The sequence below is a fragment of the Pseudoalteromonas sp. 1_2015MBL_MicDiv genome, from assembly GCF_002407505.1.
Taxonomy (GTDB): Bacteria; Pseudomonadota; Gammaproteobacteria; order Enterobacterales; family Alteromonadaceae; genus Pseudoalteromonas; species Pseudoalteromonas fuliginea.
The window spans coordinates 81,639-98,291 of record NZ_CP012737.1 but is presented as its reverse complement, the minus strand read 5'-3'; the positions used below and the strand labels follow the sequence as shown (position 1 = coordinate 98,291).

Below are 16,653 nucleotides of genomic sequence, written 5' to 3'. Positions count from 1 at the left end.
ACGGAATGAGATATTTAAATTAACTCTTATGCGTACTCAGTTGGTATTTAAAAATGATGTTCCATGATTCCATGGCAATTGCACAAGAAAAGATGACTAAAGTGTGTGTGTTTTTAGAGCGTTATGCGCTGCCGCCAACCCCGCTTAATTTTCAAGTAATTTATACCTATATTAGCCAAGCCAATATAAACCTTAAAAATGCACTAGAACGTGCGATTGCAACAGAAGAAAATATAGACAGTGTTTTAATTGAACAATTATATTTTCAATTTTTAAATGAAGGGCACACAACTCAAGTCTCGATGATTCAAAATGTTGACGGTATTATCGGGTCACTTTCTCGAAATGCTCAAGCAACAGAAAAACAAATTATCCGCTTTGCTGATCAAGTAAATGAATGTGTGCATACGCTTGATGAAAACAGTATAGAACAAAGCCGTAAAGCCCTTAAAATCCTCAATACACAAACCGTAGAGTTACTAGAGCAGCATAAACAATTTAAGAAAGAACTTAGCAAAGCTAAAAAGTTACACGAAAAAACGCAAAAGCAATTAACTCAGCTCCGAAAGCAGCATATAGTAGATAGCCAAACGGGCCTTTATAAACGTCATTATTTAACTCAACAAACCCAAGTTTGGACAAATCAAGAAAAATCCATTTGTGCCATTGCTGTTCAAATAGATAACCTTGATCACTTTGTTGATAATTATGGTGATATTCTTGGTGAAGTTATTTTGAATAAAGTCGCTAAGCAAGTACAAAAGTATGTATTCCAAAGCGGTTTACCTGGACGGACTGCTAAAGACCAATTTACTATATTACTCGCCGACATTGATCCTGAAACGGCAACTTTAATAGCCGAAAAAGTACGTAATGGGGTAGAAAAGTTGCGATTTGTTAGCTCAAAAAGTGGCACAAAACTACCCGCTATAAACTTATCATTAGGGATTGCACAGCATCAGCAACAAGATGATTTTAATCAACTTGCTAAAAAAGCCTCAAATGCAGCTTTTAAAGCTCGATCTCTTGGGCAAAGTTGTTTTATTGCTGGGCATTAAATCACCTGATAAATCATATTCAAATTGCACCTGCAGTACACAATAAAGTACACTAGTGCTTATTGCCACGATAGAGATTAATCATGAACGAAACACCGCAAAAGACCACGCATTTTGGCTATAAAACGGTAGCTGAAAACGACAAAGCCTCAATGGTTGCAGACGTATTTCACTCAGTTGCAGCAAAATACGATGTAATGAATGATTTAATGTCTTTTGGTGTGCACCGCTTATGGAAACGTCAAACTATTGCCAGTTCTGGTGTTCGCAAAGGCCATCATGTACTTGATTTAGCTGGCGGCACTGGTGATTTAACGGCTAAATTTAGTCAATTAGTCGGTGAAACAGGTCAAGTTGTTTTAGGCGATATTAACTCCTCAATGCTCAAAGTGGGCCGTGAGAAGCTGCATAACTTGGGTCTTGTTGGTAATATTGACTACGTACAAATGAACGCCGAAATGCTGCCATTTCCAGATAATAGCTTTGATGTGATCACTATTGCTTTTGGTTTACGTAATGTAACCGATAAAGACAAAGCACTTCGTTCTATGTACCGTATTTTAAAGCCAGGTGGTCGCTTACTAGTGCTAGAATTTTCCAAGCCTGAGCATGAAGTACTAAGTAAAGCTTACGATTTTTATTCATTTAATTTATTACCAACAATGGGCAAACTAGTTGCTAACGACAGCGAGTCGTACAAATATTTAGCCGAATCGATTCGTATGCATCCAGATCAAGATACCCTTAAAGCAATGATGGATGACGCTGGCTTTGAACAAACAACTTATCAAAACCTAACAGGTGGTATTGTTGCACTTCACCGTGGTTTTAAATACTAAGGCAGGGTGATATGGCGCTTGAACAAGTAACTGAAAAAAATAATGATAGGTCAACCACATCTACTTTTTTCATGTTGCCTAACTTTGTACTTTCGCTTATCGAGCATGTACTTAATCAAGCACTTAAACTCGACCCAAAGCTTTCAAAAAAACTAAATGAAGTTAAAGAGCTGCGTTTAGTTGTTGAAGTAAGAGATTGGCAACAAACAATCCAACTCGTTTTTGCTGATAAAAAACTACATTTATATACCGCACAAAGCAGTGATAACGCTGATTGCATGATAAGCGCCGATATAGATACGCTTATTGCGCTAAAAAATCCAGCGATGCTTACCCAGCTAATACGCCAAGATAAACTCGACCTGCAAGGTGATTTGAATATTGCCCAAACTTACAGTAACGCATTTTCGAGTTTAGATATTGATTGGCCAGAACAACTATCAAAGCATATTGGCGATGGCCCGGCCCAGCAACTTTATTTACACTTAACCTCGCTCAAGCAGCAAAGCAGTAAAGTAAAAAAGCAGTTAGCCACTACACTTACTAGTTTATGTCAGGATGAGCTTGCTATAACTATTCATCCCTTAGAGCTTGAGCAATTCAAACAACAAAACCGAGTAATTAAAAGCCAAGTTGCTGCTATTGAGCAGCGTATAAACGCCTTATTAAACATCGTAACCCGCTAAGGATTTTTTGTGTCGACTGCACGATTGTATTACATCACTAAAACACTACTTAGCTACGGGTTAGATGAGTTAGTCCCTAAGCATAAAACGCCCTGGTTTGCCAAAATAATGCGTGGAAGCTTTTTTTGGCTACACAATCAGCATAAAGAAAAGTCAGTAGGGTTGCGTTTACGTCTTGCATTACAAGAGCTTGGTCCTGTATGGATTAAGTTTGGCCAAATGCTCTCCACCCGTCGCGATTTACTACCACACGATATAGCCCTAGAGCTCGCGTTTTTACAAGATCAGGTACAACCTTTTGAAGGTGAACTTGCACAAGAAATCATTGAAAAAGCACTCGAAATTAATGATATAAGTGAATTATTTAGTGAGTTTTCACAAGCACCGCTGGCCTCGGCATCTATAGCGCAAGTCCACACAGCAAAACTTATTGATGAGCACAACATTGAGCAAGATGTTGTAATAAAAGTTATTCGTCCAAATATTCATGAACAGATTAATGCTGACTTAGCGTTAATGGAAAAGCTCGCTAAAGTACTTGCCAAAGTACATAACGAGTCAAAACGCCTGCGCCCTGTAGAAGTTGTTAAAGAGTATAAAAAAACACTCCTTGATGAACTCGACTTAATGCGAGAAGGCGCTAATGGCATTCAGCTTAAGCGTAACTTTGAAGATTCTGATTCTCTTTATATCCCTGCAGTTTATAGCGATTATAGCCGCCATAATATATTAGTGATGGAGCGTATTTACGGCATACCTGTCTCTGATACTGATGCACTATTAGCACAAAATACAAATATGAAATTACTTGCTGAACGCGGTGTAGAGGTGTTTTTTACACAAGTATTTAGAGACAGTTTTTTTCATGCTGATATGCATCCTGGCAATATATTTGTCTCTCGCGAACATCCTGAAAACCCAAAATACATTGGTATAGATTGTGGTATTGTTGGTACGCTTAATAAAGAAGATAAACGCTATTTAGCTGAAAATTTCATTGCCTTTTTTAATCGTGATTATCGCCAAGTTGCCCAGCTACATGTTGATTCAGGTTGGGTGCCACCCGATACCAGCATTGAAGAATTTGAATTTGCGATTCGTACAGTGTGTGAGCCTATATTTAACAAGCCACTTGCTGAAATTTCGTTTGGTCATGTGCTTGTTAATTTATTTAATACCGCACGCCGCTTTAATATGCAGGTACAACCTCAACTCGTACTACTACAAAAAACTTTATTGTATGTTGAAGGGTTAGGCAGACAGCTTTACCCGCAACTGGATTTATGGAAAACAGCTAAACCCTTTTTAGAAGACTGGGTAAAACAACAAGTCGGCCCATTATCTGTATTGAAACAAATGTATGCTAATTTACCTTTTTGGGCAGAAAAAATGCCCGAGCTACCGGATTTAATTTATCAAAATTTAAAGCGAACTCCTCGCACTCAAGTACAAATACAAAAGGTATCTCAAAAACCTTTAATCTTGGGCTTGTTTGGTAGTGCGACAATAATCATGTCAGCTCTTTGTTATTTACAGCACGATTTAATTGCTGCCAGCATCGCTATTAGCTGCTCTGCTGTTAGCTTTATAACTGCATGGCGCAGCGCATAAACTAAGTGCTATTTGCGTTATTGAGCGTATAATTAGTATTTAAAATATACATTTAATCATTTTATAGACTGGAGATAACCATGGGTTTTGGTGGTATTAGTATTTGGCAATTATTGATTGTTTTAGCAATTATCGTTCTTCTTTTTGGAACCAAAAAACTACGCGGTATTGGTGGCGACTTAGGCGGTGCTGTTAAAGGCTTTAAAAAAGCCATGTCTGATGAAAAAAGTACAGAACAAGACACTACCGAGCAAATCCAAAAATCAGAAAATGCAGCTCCAAACGATCCAGCTAACGCTGAAAAAACCAAAGATAGTAATAAGGTTTAATTAGCATGGGAATGTGGGAGCTTGTTATTGTTCTTATTGTTGGTTTAGTGGTTTTAGGCCCTGAACGCTTGCCTGTGGCTATAAGAACAGTGAGCCGCTGGATTAAAACAGCCAAGTCGCTAGCTAATTCAGTTAAAGCCGAAGTCAGCGAAGAGCTACGCGTACATGAGCTGCATGAAAACCTTAAAAAAGCAGAGCAACAAAACTTAAAAGACTTAAGCCCTGAACTGCAAAACTCGTTGAGCGAGCTACAACAAGCAGCTCAATCAGTTACCCACAGCTATAAAAAACAACCGCCAAAGACAGAAAACAACCAACATATTGATGAAAAAAAGTGAAATTAATTTCCTTTTCAATGGTCAACTTACTAAATGGTATAAATAATAATGGTTGAGCAAGTAAAATCGGGGTTTGTGGCTCACTTAATTGAGTTACGAGATCGACTTATAAAAGCACTATTGAGCATTTTCGTTATTTTTATTGCCATAGTGTATTTTGCAAATGACATTTACGCTTTTGTTGCACAGCCGCTAGTCTCACATTTGCCAAGCACTGCAACGATGATTGCAACTGATGTGACAGCACCTTTTTTCGCCCCTTTTAAACTGACTTTATTTGTCGCTTTATTTGCATCTATTCCATGGATATTACATCAAATTTGGGGGTTTATCGCACCAGGGTTATATCAGCACGAAAAGAAAATGCTCATGCCTATTCTCGCCTCTAGCATAATACTGTTTTATGGTGGTATAGCCTTTTGTTACTTTGTAGTACTGCCAATTATTTTAGGCTTTTTTACAAGCGCAGGTCCTGAGATGATGACTCTTGCGCCCGACATAAGTAGTTATTTAGGATTTGTATTAAAATTATTTTTTGCTTTTGGTGTCGCGTTTGAAATTCCAGTTGCCATTATGCTGCTATGCTGGAGTGGCGCAACAACGACAACAAGCTTAAAAGAAAAACGCCCTTATATCGTGGTAGGTGTTTTTGTAGTCGCGATGTTTTTAACACCGCCCGACGTATTATCACAAACATTACTAGCGTTTCCGATGCTACTTTTGTTTGAACTAGGCTTAATTTTAGCGAAATTTTATACCGCTAAACCACAACAAGAATCTGAGGAATAAAATGAAAAAACAACTACTCTCACTATTGGTTTTATTAAGCGCACCCACATTTGCTGCGCAAACAGAAATTAACACTCAAGCATTACAAGCATGTAGCTTTATTGAAAACGACTTTAACCGTTTGCTATGTTACGACAATACTATTGCGGGTAAATCGCTAACCAAGCCATCAGTTTCAAAAGTTTTAGCACCACCAACAACAAATACTAACGTGCCAATACCTGCTCCAACACAGAAAGCGTCATCAGTTGCAAATGCCGATGATTTTGGTTTAGAGCATAAAGAGATATACAAAGAAAAAGATACTGAAATTAAAGCTACAATTACTTCAATAGAGAAAGCAGCTTATGGTGAGCTCATTATTAATTTAGATAATGATCAACAATGGCGTCAAATTGGCTCTGATAGTATGCGCTTAAAAGAAAGTGATACGGTTGTTATAACTCGTGGTGTTTTTAACTCATTTTTATTAAAAAAAGCGAATCAAAATCGCTCTATTCGCGTTAAGCGCACTAAGTAATGTCGTATACCTTAATTGATGCTGGTGTTAATTTAACTAACCATCAGTTTGATGAACAGCATCAAGAGATTATTAACCGCGCCAATAGTGCAGGCGTTAACAACATGCTTATTATTGGCTGTGACATAGCAGGGAGTGAACAATCTCTTGAGCTGGCTATAAAGTATCAGCAATACTCTACAGCCGGCATACACCCCCATGATGCAAAATCAGCCACCAGCGAATTAGAGACTCAATTAAAACACCTTGCAAAGCACGATGAGGTGGTTGCTATTGGCGAATGTGGGCTTGACTATAATCGCGATTTTTCACCTCGAGATATTCAGCGCAGCGTCTTCAGGCGCCAGCTTGCTGTAGCCGAAGATTTAAATTTACCTGTTTACCTACACGAACGTGATGCCAATGAAGATATGCTTAAAATACTTAATGAATTCAAAGTACGCGGTATACTTCACTGCTTTACCGGTAATGCTAGCTCGTTAAAAAGTTATCTAGATTTGGGGCTTTACATTGGTATTACTGGCTGGGTATGCGATGAAAGACGTGGGAAAGAGTTACAACAATTAGTCCCTCACATTCCTTTAGAACGCTTGCTACTCGAAACTGATTCACCTTTTTTAATTCCGCGCTCGATTAAGCCTAAACCCAAATCACGTAAAAATGAACCCGCATTACTTCCACATATTTGCCAAACTGTCGCTCAACTGTATAAAATTGAAGCTGAAACTGTAGCAACTCAAACTACAAAAAACTTTAATCACATTTTTGCTCTAGAGACACGTTAATGATAGTTGCAAAAGTTTTATTTAGCCTACTTACCCTAGTATGTGTATTTAACGCTTCTGCAAATCCCATTGTAATAAGCCAAAATTTTAAATCCCAAAATATCATAAATTTAAACTATTCTTTTGAACCAACTTCGCTTTTAGAAGCTCGAAATAGTAATTTGAAAAATTGGCATTCACTTAAAAATAGCTCATTAAACTTAGGGTTAGAACAACGACCAGTATGGCTTACATTTACAATAAAAAACACACTCAACAGTGAAGTTGAGCCACTACTTTCAATAGATAATCCTCTCTTAAATAAAGTTCAGGTTTTTCATTTACACAATTCTGAGCTGCTTTCACAAACACAAATAGGCGACGCCTTTGTGCTTTCTCAGCGCCTAATAAAAAGCGAATCTTTATTAGTTAAATTAACATTGCCTGCAAACACAACAACAACTGTGATCCTCAAAGTTACGGATAGTGCGGGGTTACGAGTACCTTTAACTTTGTGGCAGCAAGATAGTTATTTAGCTTACAAAGGTAAACTAAATTTAATATATGGTTTGCTCATTGGTTTTGTATTTTCGTTAGCCTTTAGCTGTCTTGTTTTATATGGGTTCTCACGCAAGCTCTATTTTGCTTGTGCTGGTATGATAACGTTGACGTTAGGTTTATTACTCTCCTATTTGTGTGGATTTGGCTTGCGTTTTTTTCATCCAAACCTAACGGGTATACAGCAACTAATGAGCTCTATGTTACTGATGCTTATTACCTTGTTGTTTTTACCTTTACAGCAACTCATTTGCCAACCTAAACGCTCTACGCTGTTAAAGGTACAAACGATAATAACCAGCCTATTTGCCATTTCATTACTATGTGTTTGGCTGCTACCTAACTTAATCGTTACTTTATTTAGCCTTGTAACTATTCCTATTATTTTGTGCTTTTATATTATCACTACACTTATATGTACTCGTAGTGACCCATCCAAACAAAATAAAGGCCTTTTACTGACTTTAATCTTCTTCCTTATAGTTATGGCCTACTTTATTGCTACAGCAATGGGCTGGTATTCACTTGGTCAGAATAGTTTAGTTATTGTCTTTATTTGCTTTTTTAGCTGTATTTTTTGTTTGTGCTATACCGTAATGGAAAAGTTTATTTTGCAACGCGACCAACAAATAGTTACGCAGCAAACCTTGATTGCTAAAAATACGGCGCAAGATACACTCTTAAACGAACGTCTAGCGTTACAAGAAAAAGCTCGCCGAGAGTTAGAAGCGCTTGTCGACGAACGAACCTTTGAACTACAAGTAACCTTAAGAGAGCTTGAAGAGAAAAATAGAGAGCTTGAGCAACTTAATACTGAAGATGCTTTAACCGGTATAAAAAACCGTCGCTTTTTTGATAAGAAATTAATAATGGAGCTTCGCCGTTCTCGCCGAGAGCAAACGCCATTAAGTATTATTATGCTTGATATAGACCGCTTCAAAACAATTAATGATACGTATGGTCATTTAACTGGCGATCAGGTTATTAGAGCGGTGTCAGATATTATAAAAAATAATCTAAAGCGTCCACTTGATGAAGTTGCACGCTACGGTGGCGAAGAATTTGTAGTGCTGCTTCCAAATACACCAAATGAAGGCGCGTTAGATATTGCAGAACAAATACGCGAAACAATTGCGCAAAGTACTGTAATTGTTGCTGGCACTGACATTAAATTTACAATTAGTGCTGGTGTTTACACTAGCGTCGCAGATGATCTTAACACCCCCGAAATATTTACCGAGCACGCTGATAAAGCCCTCTATTACGCTAAACAGCACGGTCGTAATCAAGTAATTAATTTTCCAATTCCACAGTAGGAGTATTCTAATATGGCCCAATCAGGACTAGACCTTTTTCCGTATACTCGTATGCGCAGAATGCGTAGAAGCGATTTTTCTCGTCGTCTAATGGCTGAAAACCAACTTAGCGTAAACGATTTAATCTACCCCGTTTTCGTACTTGAAGGTAAAAATCGTCGTGAAGCGATTGAATCAATGCCCGGCATTGAACGTTTATCAATAGATTTATTGCTTATTGAGGCAAAAGAGCTCGTTGAGCTCGGCGTGCCAGCCATTGCAATCTTTCCGGTAACGCCTACAGATAAAAAGTCATTATTCGCCGAAGAAGCTTACAATGAAGATGGTTTAGTGCAGCGAACTGTTCGCGCTTTAAAAGAAGCTTACCCTGAACTCGGTGTAATTACTGATGGTGCACTTGACCCATTCACTACACATGGGCAAGACGGCATCATTGATGACTCAGGTTACGTCATCAATGATGTAACAACTGAAATATTGGTTAAACAAGCACTTTCTCATGCACAAGCTGGAGCCGATGTTATCGCTCCTTCAGATATGATGGATGGCCGTATTGGCGCAATTCGTGAAGCACTTGAAGCGGATGGCTTTATCCATACTCGCATTATGGCTTATTCAGCTAAGTATGCCTCTAGCTATTATGGTCCTTTCAGAGATGCAATAGGTTCTGCAGGGAACTTAAAAGGTGCTGACAAAAAGACCTACCAGATGGATCCTGCAAACTCTGACGAAGCAATACGTGAAGTTGCATTAGACTTACAAGAAGGCGCTGATATGGTTATGGTTAAACCTGGCATGCCTTATTTAGATATTGTACGTCGCGTAAAAGATGAATTTGGCGTGCCAACTTTCGCCTATCAAGTTAGCGGCGAATACGCTATGCACAAAGCCGCAATCGATAATGGCTGGCTGAACGAGGAAGCAACAATAATGGAATCTCTCTTGGCATTTAAGCGAGCTGGTGCTGATGGTATTCTGACTTATTTCGCTAAACAAGCTGCACAATACTTAAAAAGTAAATAATGTAATACAATAGTCACAATTTCGCTATTTTTGCTTTCATTTTATTTACTTATTGTATTTTATTTGTAATAAATTTTCCTTAAACTAAGTGTCCCATTTGGGACACAATACACGGGAAAAAAATAATAATGTTTAAAACAAAAATAACGCCACTAGCGCTTGTTATAGCAAGCCTTAGTGCACCAGCCTCCGCTAATCTTATCATTTCGGAATATGTAGAAGGAAGTAGCAACAATAAAGCAATTGAGCTTTATAATAACTCGACTGATTCGTTATCACTTGCTGGCTATAAATTAAATTTATATGTGAACGGTAAAACAACGATACAATCTACGCTCGACTTATCAGCTACTTTACCTGCCAACGGAACCTATGTAATCGTAAACCCAAGTTCAAATGATGAGCTAAAAGGTAAAGCTGATTTAGAGCATAGTGTTACAAGCTTTAACGGTGATGATGCATTAGTTCTAATTCAAGGCGACACTGTCATTGATAGTTTTGGTCAATTTGGTACGGATCCGGGCTCTTATTGGTCTGAAGGTGGCGTACAAACACAAAATAAAACACTTCGTCGCAACGATAGCGTCCTCGTTGGCCGTACCTCGCCAAGCGCTCCTTTTGACCCAAGCGAAGAATGGGTGCAATTTGACCAAGATGATTTTTCTGGTTTAGGCGTATTTGGTAGTGACTCAGCTCCAGTACCAGAACCTGAGCCACTAGATCCATTAGTATGTGGTGCAGATAAAACATTGATTAGCGCTATTCAAGGCGATGGTGCAGCAAGCCCTCTTGTGGGTAGTGTTGTTGAACTTGAAGGCGTTGTAACAGCAGACTTCCAAGGCGACGATGAGTTAAAAGGCTTTTTTATAAGCTCACTTGCTGCAGATATAGACGCTAACCCACTGACTTCTGAAGGCCTGTTTGTTTACTTTGCAGATACTGACGTAAGTGTAGGCGACCATGTACGTGTGCAAGGTACTGTTGAAGAATATTTTGATGCAACACAAATCGGCAGCGTAAGCCAAGTAGCTGTTTGTGATACTGGCTTAGCTTCAACCGCTACAAAAATAACTTTGCCTTTAGCTGATGCAACTTATTTAGAATCGTTTGAAGGTATGCTAGTAACGCTAGAACAGCCATTAGTTGTTACCAATAACTTTGGCCTTGGTCGATATGGTGAAGTTGAAGTCGCGACTGAGCGCTTGTATCAAGGTACGCAAGTTGCGTTACCTGGTGATACTGCTAACGCAGTTGAAGCCGAAAACTTAACTAAGAAAATATTAATCGATGATGGCTCAACTGTTCAAAATCTAGATCCTACAGCCTATCCAACTCCTGGTTTATCAGCAGAAAATACATTACGTACTGGTGATACAGTAAATACAGTGACTGGTGCACTTGCTTATAGCTTTAGCCTTTACCGAATTCACCCAACTGTAGCACCTCAATTTATTGCAACAAATGCACGTAAAGACGCACCTGAACTTAATGCTGAGGCAGATTTACGTGTAGCAAGCTTTAACGTACTTAATTACTTTAATGGTGATGGCCAAGGTGAAGGGTTCCCTACGAGTCGCGGTGCAGATTCTGAAGCTGAATTTATTCGTCAAGAAGCCAAAATTGTAAGTGCCATTAGCGCAATGCAAGCTGATGTTGTTGGTTTGATGGAAATCGAAAATGATGGTTTTGGTGAATTTAGCGCTATTGCTAGCTTAGTTAATGCATTAAACGAAGCTGATGCAGCTAACCAGTATGCATTTGTTGACTTTGGTCTTGATCAAATCGGTACAGATGCAATCACGACTGCGTTGATTTATCGTGCTAATAAGGTAGAAGAAGTCGGTACTGCCGCTATTACTACTGATGCACCATTTGATTTTAGTAATCGTACTCCTATCGCACAAAGCTTTAAATCTTTAGCAACTGATGAAGTATTTACTGTAGCCGTAGCGCACTTAAAGTCTAAAGGTGGTTGTGGTAGTGCAAGCGGTGCGAACGAAGATCAAAATGATGGCCAAGCTTGTTGGAATGAAATACGTACACAAGGTGCGAATGCATTCGCAGATTGGCTTGATAGCAAACCAACGGGTGTTGACGACGAAGATACTATTCTAGTTGGCGACATGAATGCTTACGCAATGGAAGATCCAATACGTGCGTTTGCTGATAAAGGATATAAAAATGTAGTCGCAGAGCTTGATGGCAATACTCTTGCTTACTCTTATAGCTTCTCTGGCCGTGCTGGTAGCCTTGACCATGCAGTAGCTAGTGCATCATTACTTAGCAAGGTAGTATCAGCTAAAGATTGGCATATTAATGCTGATGAACCAATTTCGCTTGATTACAATGTTGAATTTAAAAGTGATGCTCAACAATCAAGTTTATATTCTCAAAGCGCATACCGCGCCTCAGATCATGATCCTGTAATTGTTGATATAAAATCTGAAATTACGCTAACACCAGAAGAGCAAACACCCGTTATTACAGCGAATCAAACGTTTGCTATTGATGAAAATAGCGCGATTGGGACAGTAATTGGTACGCTTGATTTTAGTGACCCTAATGCAGATGAGTCACCAGTTGTTAAATTTATTGTATCAGGAAACAGCAGTGTTTCTATTAACAACCAGGGACAACTCATTGTAGCCGGTGAGTTAGATTACGAGTTTGAAAACCGCATTACCTTATCTGTTCAAGCACAAGATAGTGCAGGTAACGTATCTAAAGCTGAAAATGTAGCTATTAAAGTTAATAACCTACGTTCAGATGACGATAACGATGCAGGTTCATTATTTTGGTTAACACTTCTTTTAGCACCGCTATCAATCGTGCGTAGATTTAAAAAGAAATAACTAATTTAGATACCCTTAAAAAGCCGCAATCGCGGCTTTTTTTATTTTTATACAAATGTAATTCAGACAAGCTTCAGTAAACACCTCGTAATATCGCCTTATAATATAAATCATCGTCAACTAACTAACCAAGTAAGAAGCAACTACATAGCCGTGGGTGTTTTTTACACGAAGAGTGGTCGAGATCTTTTATGCCTCTTACTTAGCTTTTTGATTTTTAATGTATTTATTTAGGTTTAAAAATTGCTTAAGTAAATAACTTAGTCTCAACCCTAAAAATAAGTCGTGTTTTTATAAAGGAATGAAAATGAAACAATTTACCCATCGATTATCAACATGGCAAAAGAGCTCAAAGCCACTCTTGGGTCTACTTATTATATTTTCGGCTTGGGGTAACAGCAATCAAGCATTTGCAGCTACAACAGAAGCAGCCATTCCACAAAGTAGTTTATTTGACGTTATAAGCGCGCGTGCTAAAAAACTAGCAAGTGAAGAATATATAGCTCCAAAAAACATTGAACTTGATGCTCTCAATAATATTGATTATCAAGATTATCGCTCTATCCGCTTCAAACAAGACAAGTCAGTGTGGAAAGACGAAGGTCTTTACGAGCTACAGCTATTCCACCCCGGTTTTTTATATAAAACACCCGTTACAATTAATACTGTTAATAGTGACTCAAAACGCACCCGCCTCCCATTTAGTACTGACTTTTATCAGTACGATGGCACTGCTGCTCCTCTAAAAGAAGAAATTACTAAAAGCATTGCCAATACTCAGCTTGGTCACGCTGGCTTTCGATTACATTACCCACTAAATACCAATGAGTACAAAGATGAAGTAATGGTATTTCAAGGTGCATCTTATTTTCGTGTTGTTGGCCCAAAACAAGTTTACGGATTGTCTGCTCGCGGTTTAGCGATTGATACTGCAGAAGCTTCAGGCGAAGAATTCCCAATGTTTAAAGAGTTTTGGTTAGTTAAGCCAAAACTAGATCAAACTAATATTGTTATGTTTGCACTACTTGATAGCCCATCAGTGTCGGGGGCATATAGGTTCGATGTAGACCCAACCACAAATACGGCTGTAAAAGTAAATATGCAAATATTTGCACGTAAAGACGTTAAAAAACTAGGTATTGCCCCCTTAACGAGTATGTTTTATCACGGTGAAAACAGTACTAAATTTTTTGATGACTACCGCCCTGAAGTACACGATTCAGACGGTTTATTAACACAATCGCAAGATAATAAATGGGTGTGGCGCCCACTTAACAATCCCGCGCAACTAAGCGTCACTTCTTTTACATACGAGAACCCAAAAGGTTTTGGTTTAGCGCAACGCGATCGTGATTTTAATAACTACTTTGATACAGAAGCTCATTACCACGACCGCCCTAGCCTTTGGATTGAACCAGAAGGTGAATGGGGTAATGGTCGAGTTGAGCTAGTAGAGATACCAACTGACACAGAAACTAATGACAATATAGTAAGTTATTGGGTACCTGAAAAACCCTTCAAAGCGGGAGATTCATTAAAACTAAGCTATAAAATGACGACTTTTAATGCCCATTTAAACCAACATGAAAAAGCACGCGTGGTGCGTACTAGAATTGGCAGTGCAGCACTACCAGGTGAAGACAATCCTCCACCAAAAAGTCACCGTCAATTTACTGTCGACTTTTCAGGACCAGAGCTTAACCAGCTCTCTAAAAAGCTAGATTTAAAGGCTGATATACAGCTAACAACAGGTGAAGTGAGTGATGTAACAATACAAAAGCTACCTGATACATATGGATGGCGTGTGGCCTTTAAAATCGCCCCACAAGACGGAAAACCAGTAGATATGCGTTTATCGCTAAAACTACGTGAAAAAGAAATTAGTGAGGTATGGAGCTATGTTTGGTATCCAAATGACATCAAGTAAGCAAAACAAGGGAACGTCAATGCCTTTCAAAACAGTTCGTGTATGGCTGTTTGCTATTGCAGCTCTTGGCATATCAGGTTACGGCATATCTATTATGTTTGAAATTTTAAATTCAAACGGTATGACCTTACTTGAATATGCATTACTCGCCCTATTTTCAATTACGTTTGCGTGGATTGTTACTGCATTTTGTAGCGGTACAATTGGTTTCTTACTGCAACTACTGCGCATCGATCCACTAACTTTAAAGCGTATTAAGTCAATCTCTTTCGACAGCCAAGCACTTGCTAAGCAAAGAACAGCGGTTGTTATGCCAATCTATAACGAAGATACTCATCGTGTTATCGCAGGCTTTGAAGTAAGCCTAGAATCACTAAAAGAAACAGGGCAACTAGATCACTTTGACTTTTATTTACTTAGCGATACCCAAGACCCACAAATAGCCAAAAACGAGTTAAGTGCATGGCATGCATTGTGTGAGCGATTAGGCAGTACAGCTAAACACGTTTTTTACCGTCGCCGCGAAGATAATAAACACCGCAAGGTAGGCAACCTAACTGATTTTTGTGAACGTTGGGGCAGCCAGTACGACCATATGATTGTACTTGATGCTGATAGCGTAATGACCGGAAAGTGCATGCTAGAGCTTATTACAAGCATGCTAAACAACCCGCAAGCAGGCCTTATTCAAACAATTCCTATCCCCGTTCGTCAAGATACTTTTTTTGGCCGCTTTTTACAGTTTGCATCCGTACTTTACAGCCCAATGCTAGCGACTGGTTCTGCTTTTTGGCAAACCGATAAAGCAAACTATTGGGGCCACAACGCAATCATTAGAGTTGAGGCGTTTATTACCTGTTGCGGTTTACCAACGCTTAAAGGTAATGCCCCATTTGGTGGTGAAATACTAAGTCATGACTTTGTAGAAGCCTCTTTGTTACACAGTGCTAATTGGGACGTATTGCTACTATCAGACATTGAAGGGAGTTATGAAGAAGTTCCAAGTAACATTTTAGATTATGCTGTACGCGACAGACGTTGGGTACAAGGGAATATCCAACACCTTGGTTTACTGTCCTCATCAAAATTAAAGTTAATGAGTAAATTTCATTTTTTACTGGGAGCAACGGCCTATATTTCATCGCTAATTTGGCTATCAATGCTCGCACTAAGTACGATTGATGCCGTAACACGTGCGCTTAATAGCGATGTTTACTTTAATCGCGCGTACCAATTATTTCCGACGTGGCAAATTGCCAAAACCGAACTGATTGATTCACTACTTTACTTAACAATCATAATTTTACTACTACCTAAATTAATGGGTGTTATTGTTACATTAGTGCACAGAAACAAACGCTTTGGTGGTTCAATTAAGCTGATACTAGGCTCAATCATTGAAACCGTATTTGCTATTATTGTTGCACCATTAATGATGGTATTTCATGCTTACTTTGTTATATGCGTATTTTTAGGTAAAAAAGTAAAGTGGGATGCACAGCCTCGTGAAGGTCGAATGGTTCCTTGGAGGGAAGCGTTTGGTTATACGCTATTTTCAACTATCGTCGCTATTGCATGGGGCAGCACAGCGTATTACTTTACCCCTGTATTTTTTTGGTGGTTGTCGCCAATACTATTAGGCTTAATACTCGCAGCACCTATAGTCCGTTACTCAAGTAGCATTAAGCTAGGCGTGTTCCTTAGAGATCTAGGTATATTTATTTGCCCTAGTGAAGTAGATAACGATGCTACTTTAGAAGCGCTTAAGGTTCATCTCAAAAAGATTTCTGTACCTCAAGAAGGTCAATATCCAACAACTATTCCAACACTGCCAAAAGAGCATGTGGTTACAATGCCCATTCAAAGCTTTAATAAGCCACACAAGCTAAAGATGAAAGCGCTAAAAGCTAAAGCGATAAAAAAGTTTAATTAGCGCTAAATAAAAGAGCCGTTAAAAACCAAAAAAGGAGCAATAAGTTGCTCCTTTTTTATTGTCTAATAAATATTTTTCCGCATTAAAATAGTTAACCTGAGCTCTGGTTA

At 38.7% G+C, this 16,653-nt stretch carries 14 protein-coding genes; all 14 read left to right on the top strand.

Translation table 11 applies throughout. The annotated features are described in order from the left end of the window. Nucleotides 1-71: 71 nt before the first annotated feature. The 14 genes from AOR04_RS00475 to mdoH all read left to right on the top strand — a co-directional run bounded on the left by AOR04_RS00475 (nt 72) and on the right by mdoH (nt 16,543). Entirely contained in the window at nt 72-1,058 is a 987-nt protein-coding gene (locus AOR04_RS00475; protein WP_007378027.1) for a GGDEF domain-containing protein, read from the top strand. A gap of 83 nt (nt 1,059-1,141) precedes the next feature. Then, nucleotides 1,142-1,897 carry a bifunctional demethylmenaquinone methyltransferase/2-methoxy-6-polyprenyl-1,4-benzoquinol methylase UbiE gene (gene ubiE, locus AOR04_RS00470; protein ID WP_007378026.1) on the top strand — a complete coding sequence of 252 codons (756 nt, stop codon included), beginning with the start codon at nt 1,142-1,144 and terminating at the stop codon, nt 1,895-1,897. Nucleotides 1,898-1,908: 11 nt separating this feature from the next. Continuing rightward, nucleotides 1,909-2,583: a ubiquinone biosynthesis accessory factor UbiJ gene (locus AOR04_RS00465; protein ID WP_007378025.1), complete on the top strand. Its 675-nt coding sequence runs from the start codon at nt 1,909-1,911 to the stop codon at nt 2,581-2,583. A 9-nt stretch (nt 2,584-2,592) separates the two neighbouring features. Continuing rightward, a complete protein-coding gene (ubiB, locus tag AOR04_RS00460; RefSeq protein ID WP_096792212.1) occupies nt 2,593-4,194 on the top strand; it encodes a ubiquinone biosynthesis regulatory protein kinase UbiB in 1,602 nt (533 codons plus the stop codon). A gap of 80 nt (nt 4,195-4,274) precedes the next feature. After that, nucleotides 4,275-4,523: a Sec-independent protein translocase subunit TatA gene (gene tatA, locus AOR04_RS00455; protein ID WP_096792211.1), complete on the top strand. Its 249-nt coding sequence runs from the start codon at nt 4,275-4,277 to the stop codon at nt 4,521-4,523. A gap of 5 nt (nt 4,524-4,528) precedes the next feature. Further along, on the top strand, nt 4,529-4,861 hold the full coding sequence (gene tatB, locus AOR04_RS00450) for a Sec-independent protein translocase protein TatB (RefSeq protein WP_007378022.1): 333 nt from the start codon (nt 4,529-4,531) through the stop codon (nt 4,859-4,861). A 48-nt stretch (nt 4,862-4,909) separates the two neighbouring features. After that, nucleotides 4,910-5,650 carry a twin-arginine translocase subunit TatC gene (tatC, locus tag AOR04_RS00445; protein WP_007378021.1) on the top strand — a complete coding sequence of 247 codons (741 nt, stop codon included), beginning with the start codon at nt 4,910-4,912 and terminating at the stop codon, nt 5,648-5,650. A gap of 1 nt (nt 5,651) precedes the next feature. Beyond that, nucleotides 5,652-6,170, top strand: a complete 519-nt coding sequence (locus AOR04_RS00440; RefSeq protein ID WP_096792210.1) for a hypothetical protein — start codon at nt 5,652-5,654, stop codon at nt 6,168-6,170. Beyond that, complete coding sequence (locus AOR04_RS00435) at nt 6,170-6,955, top strand: TatD family hydrolase (protein WP_007378019.1); 786 nt, start codon at nt 6,170-6,172, stop codon at nt 6,953-6,955. The genes AOR04_RS00440 and AOR04_RS00435 overlap by 1 nt, the downstream gene beginning before the upstream one ends. Continuing rightward, nucleotides 6,955-8,808, top strand: a complete 1,854-nt coding sequence (locus AOR04_RS00430) for a diguanylate cyclase (RefSeq protein WP_096792209.1) — start codon at nt 6,955-6,957, stop codon at nt 8,806-8,808. The genes AOR04_RS00435 and AOR04_RS00430 overlap by 1 nt, the downstream gene beginning before the upstream one ends. Nucleotides 8,809-8,820: 12 nt before the next feature. Continuing rightward, entirely contained in the window at nt 8,821-9,831 is a 1,011-nt protein-coding gene (gene hemB / locus AOR04_RS00425; protein ID WP_007378017.1) for a porphobilinogen synthase, read from the top strand. Nucleotides 9,832-9,959: 128 nt separating this feature from the next. Continuing rightward, entirely contained in the window at nt 9,960-12,683 is a 2,724-nt protein-coding gene (locus tag AOR04_RS00420; RefSeq protein ID WP_096792208.1) for an ExeM/NucH family extracellular endonuclease, read from the top strand. A gap of 307 nt (nt 12,684-12,990) precedes the next feature. Further along, nucleotides 12,991-14,610, top strand: a complete 1,620-nt coding sequence (locus AOR04_RS00415; RefSeq protein ID WP_096792207.1) for a glucan biosynthesis protein G — start codon at nt 12,991-12,993, stop codon at nt 14,608-14,610. After that, the gene (gene mdoH / locus AOR04_RS00410) at nt 14,582-16,543 is read left to right on the top strand and encodes a glucans biosynthesis glucosyltransferase MdoH (protein ID WP_096792206.1); all 1,962 of its coding nucleotides are present in this window, start codon (nt 14,582-14,584) and stop codon (nt 16,541-16,543) included. Before AOR04_RS00415 ends, mdoH begins: the two co-directional genes overlap by 29 nt. Nucleotides 16,544-16,653 lie beyond the last annotated feature (110 nt).

Coding starts and splice junctions, on each gene's coding strand:
- tatC (WP_007378021.1), top strand. CDS start 4,910: ATGGTTGAGCAAGTAAAATCGGGGTTTGTGGCTCACTTAATTGAGTTA.
- AOR04_RS00420 (WP_096792208.1), top strand. CDS start 9,960: ATGTTTAAAACAAAAATAACGCCACTAGCGCTTGTTATAGCAAGCCTT.
- hemB (WP_007378017.1), top strand. CDS start 8,821: ATGGCCCAATCAGGACTAGACCTTTTTCCGTATACTCGTATGCGCAGA.
- AOR04_RS00475 (WP_007378027.1), top strand. CDS start 72: ATGGCAATTGCACAAGAAAAGATGACTAAAGTGTGTGTGTTTTTAGAG.
- tatA (WP_096792211.1), top strand. CDS start 4,275: ATGGGTTTTGGTGGTATTAGTATTTGGCAATTATTGATTGTTTTAGCA.
- AOR04_RS00430 (WP_096792209.1), top strand. CDS start 6,955: ATGATAGTTGCAAAAGTTTTATTTAGCCTACTTACCCTAGTATGTGTA.
- mdoH (WP_096792206.1), top strand. CDS start 14,582: ATGTTTGGTATCCAAATGACATCAAGTAAGCAAAACAAGGGAACGTCA.
- AOR04_RS00435 (WP_007378019.1), top strand. CDS start 6,170: ATGTCGTATACCTTAATTGATGCTGGTGTTAATTTAACTAACCATCAG.
- AOR04_RS00440 (WP_096792210.1), top strand. CDS start 5,652: ATGAAAAAACAACTACTCTCACTATTGGTTTTATTAAGCGCACCCACA.
- ubiE (WP_007378026.1), top strand. CDS start 1,142: ATGAACGAAACACCGCAAAAGACCACGCATTTTGGCTATAAAACGGTA.
- AOR04_RS00415 (WP_096792207.1), top strand. CDS start 12,991: ATGAAACAATTTACCCATCGATTATCAACATGGCAAAAGAGCTCAAAG.
- AOR04_RS00465 (WP_007378025.1), top strand. CDS start 1,909: ATGGCGCTTGAACAAGTAACTGAAAAAAATAATGATAGGTCAACCACA.
- tatB (WP_007378022.1), top strand. CDS start 4,529: ATGGGAATGTGGGAGCTTGTTATTGTTCTTATTGTTGGTTTAGTGGTT.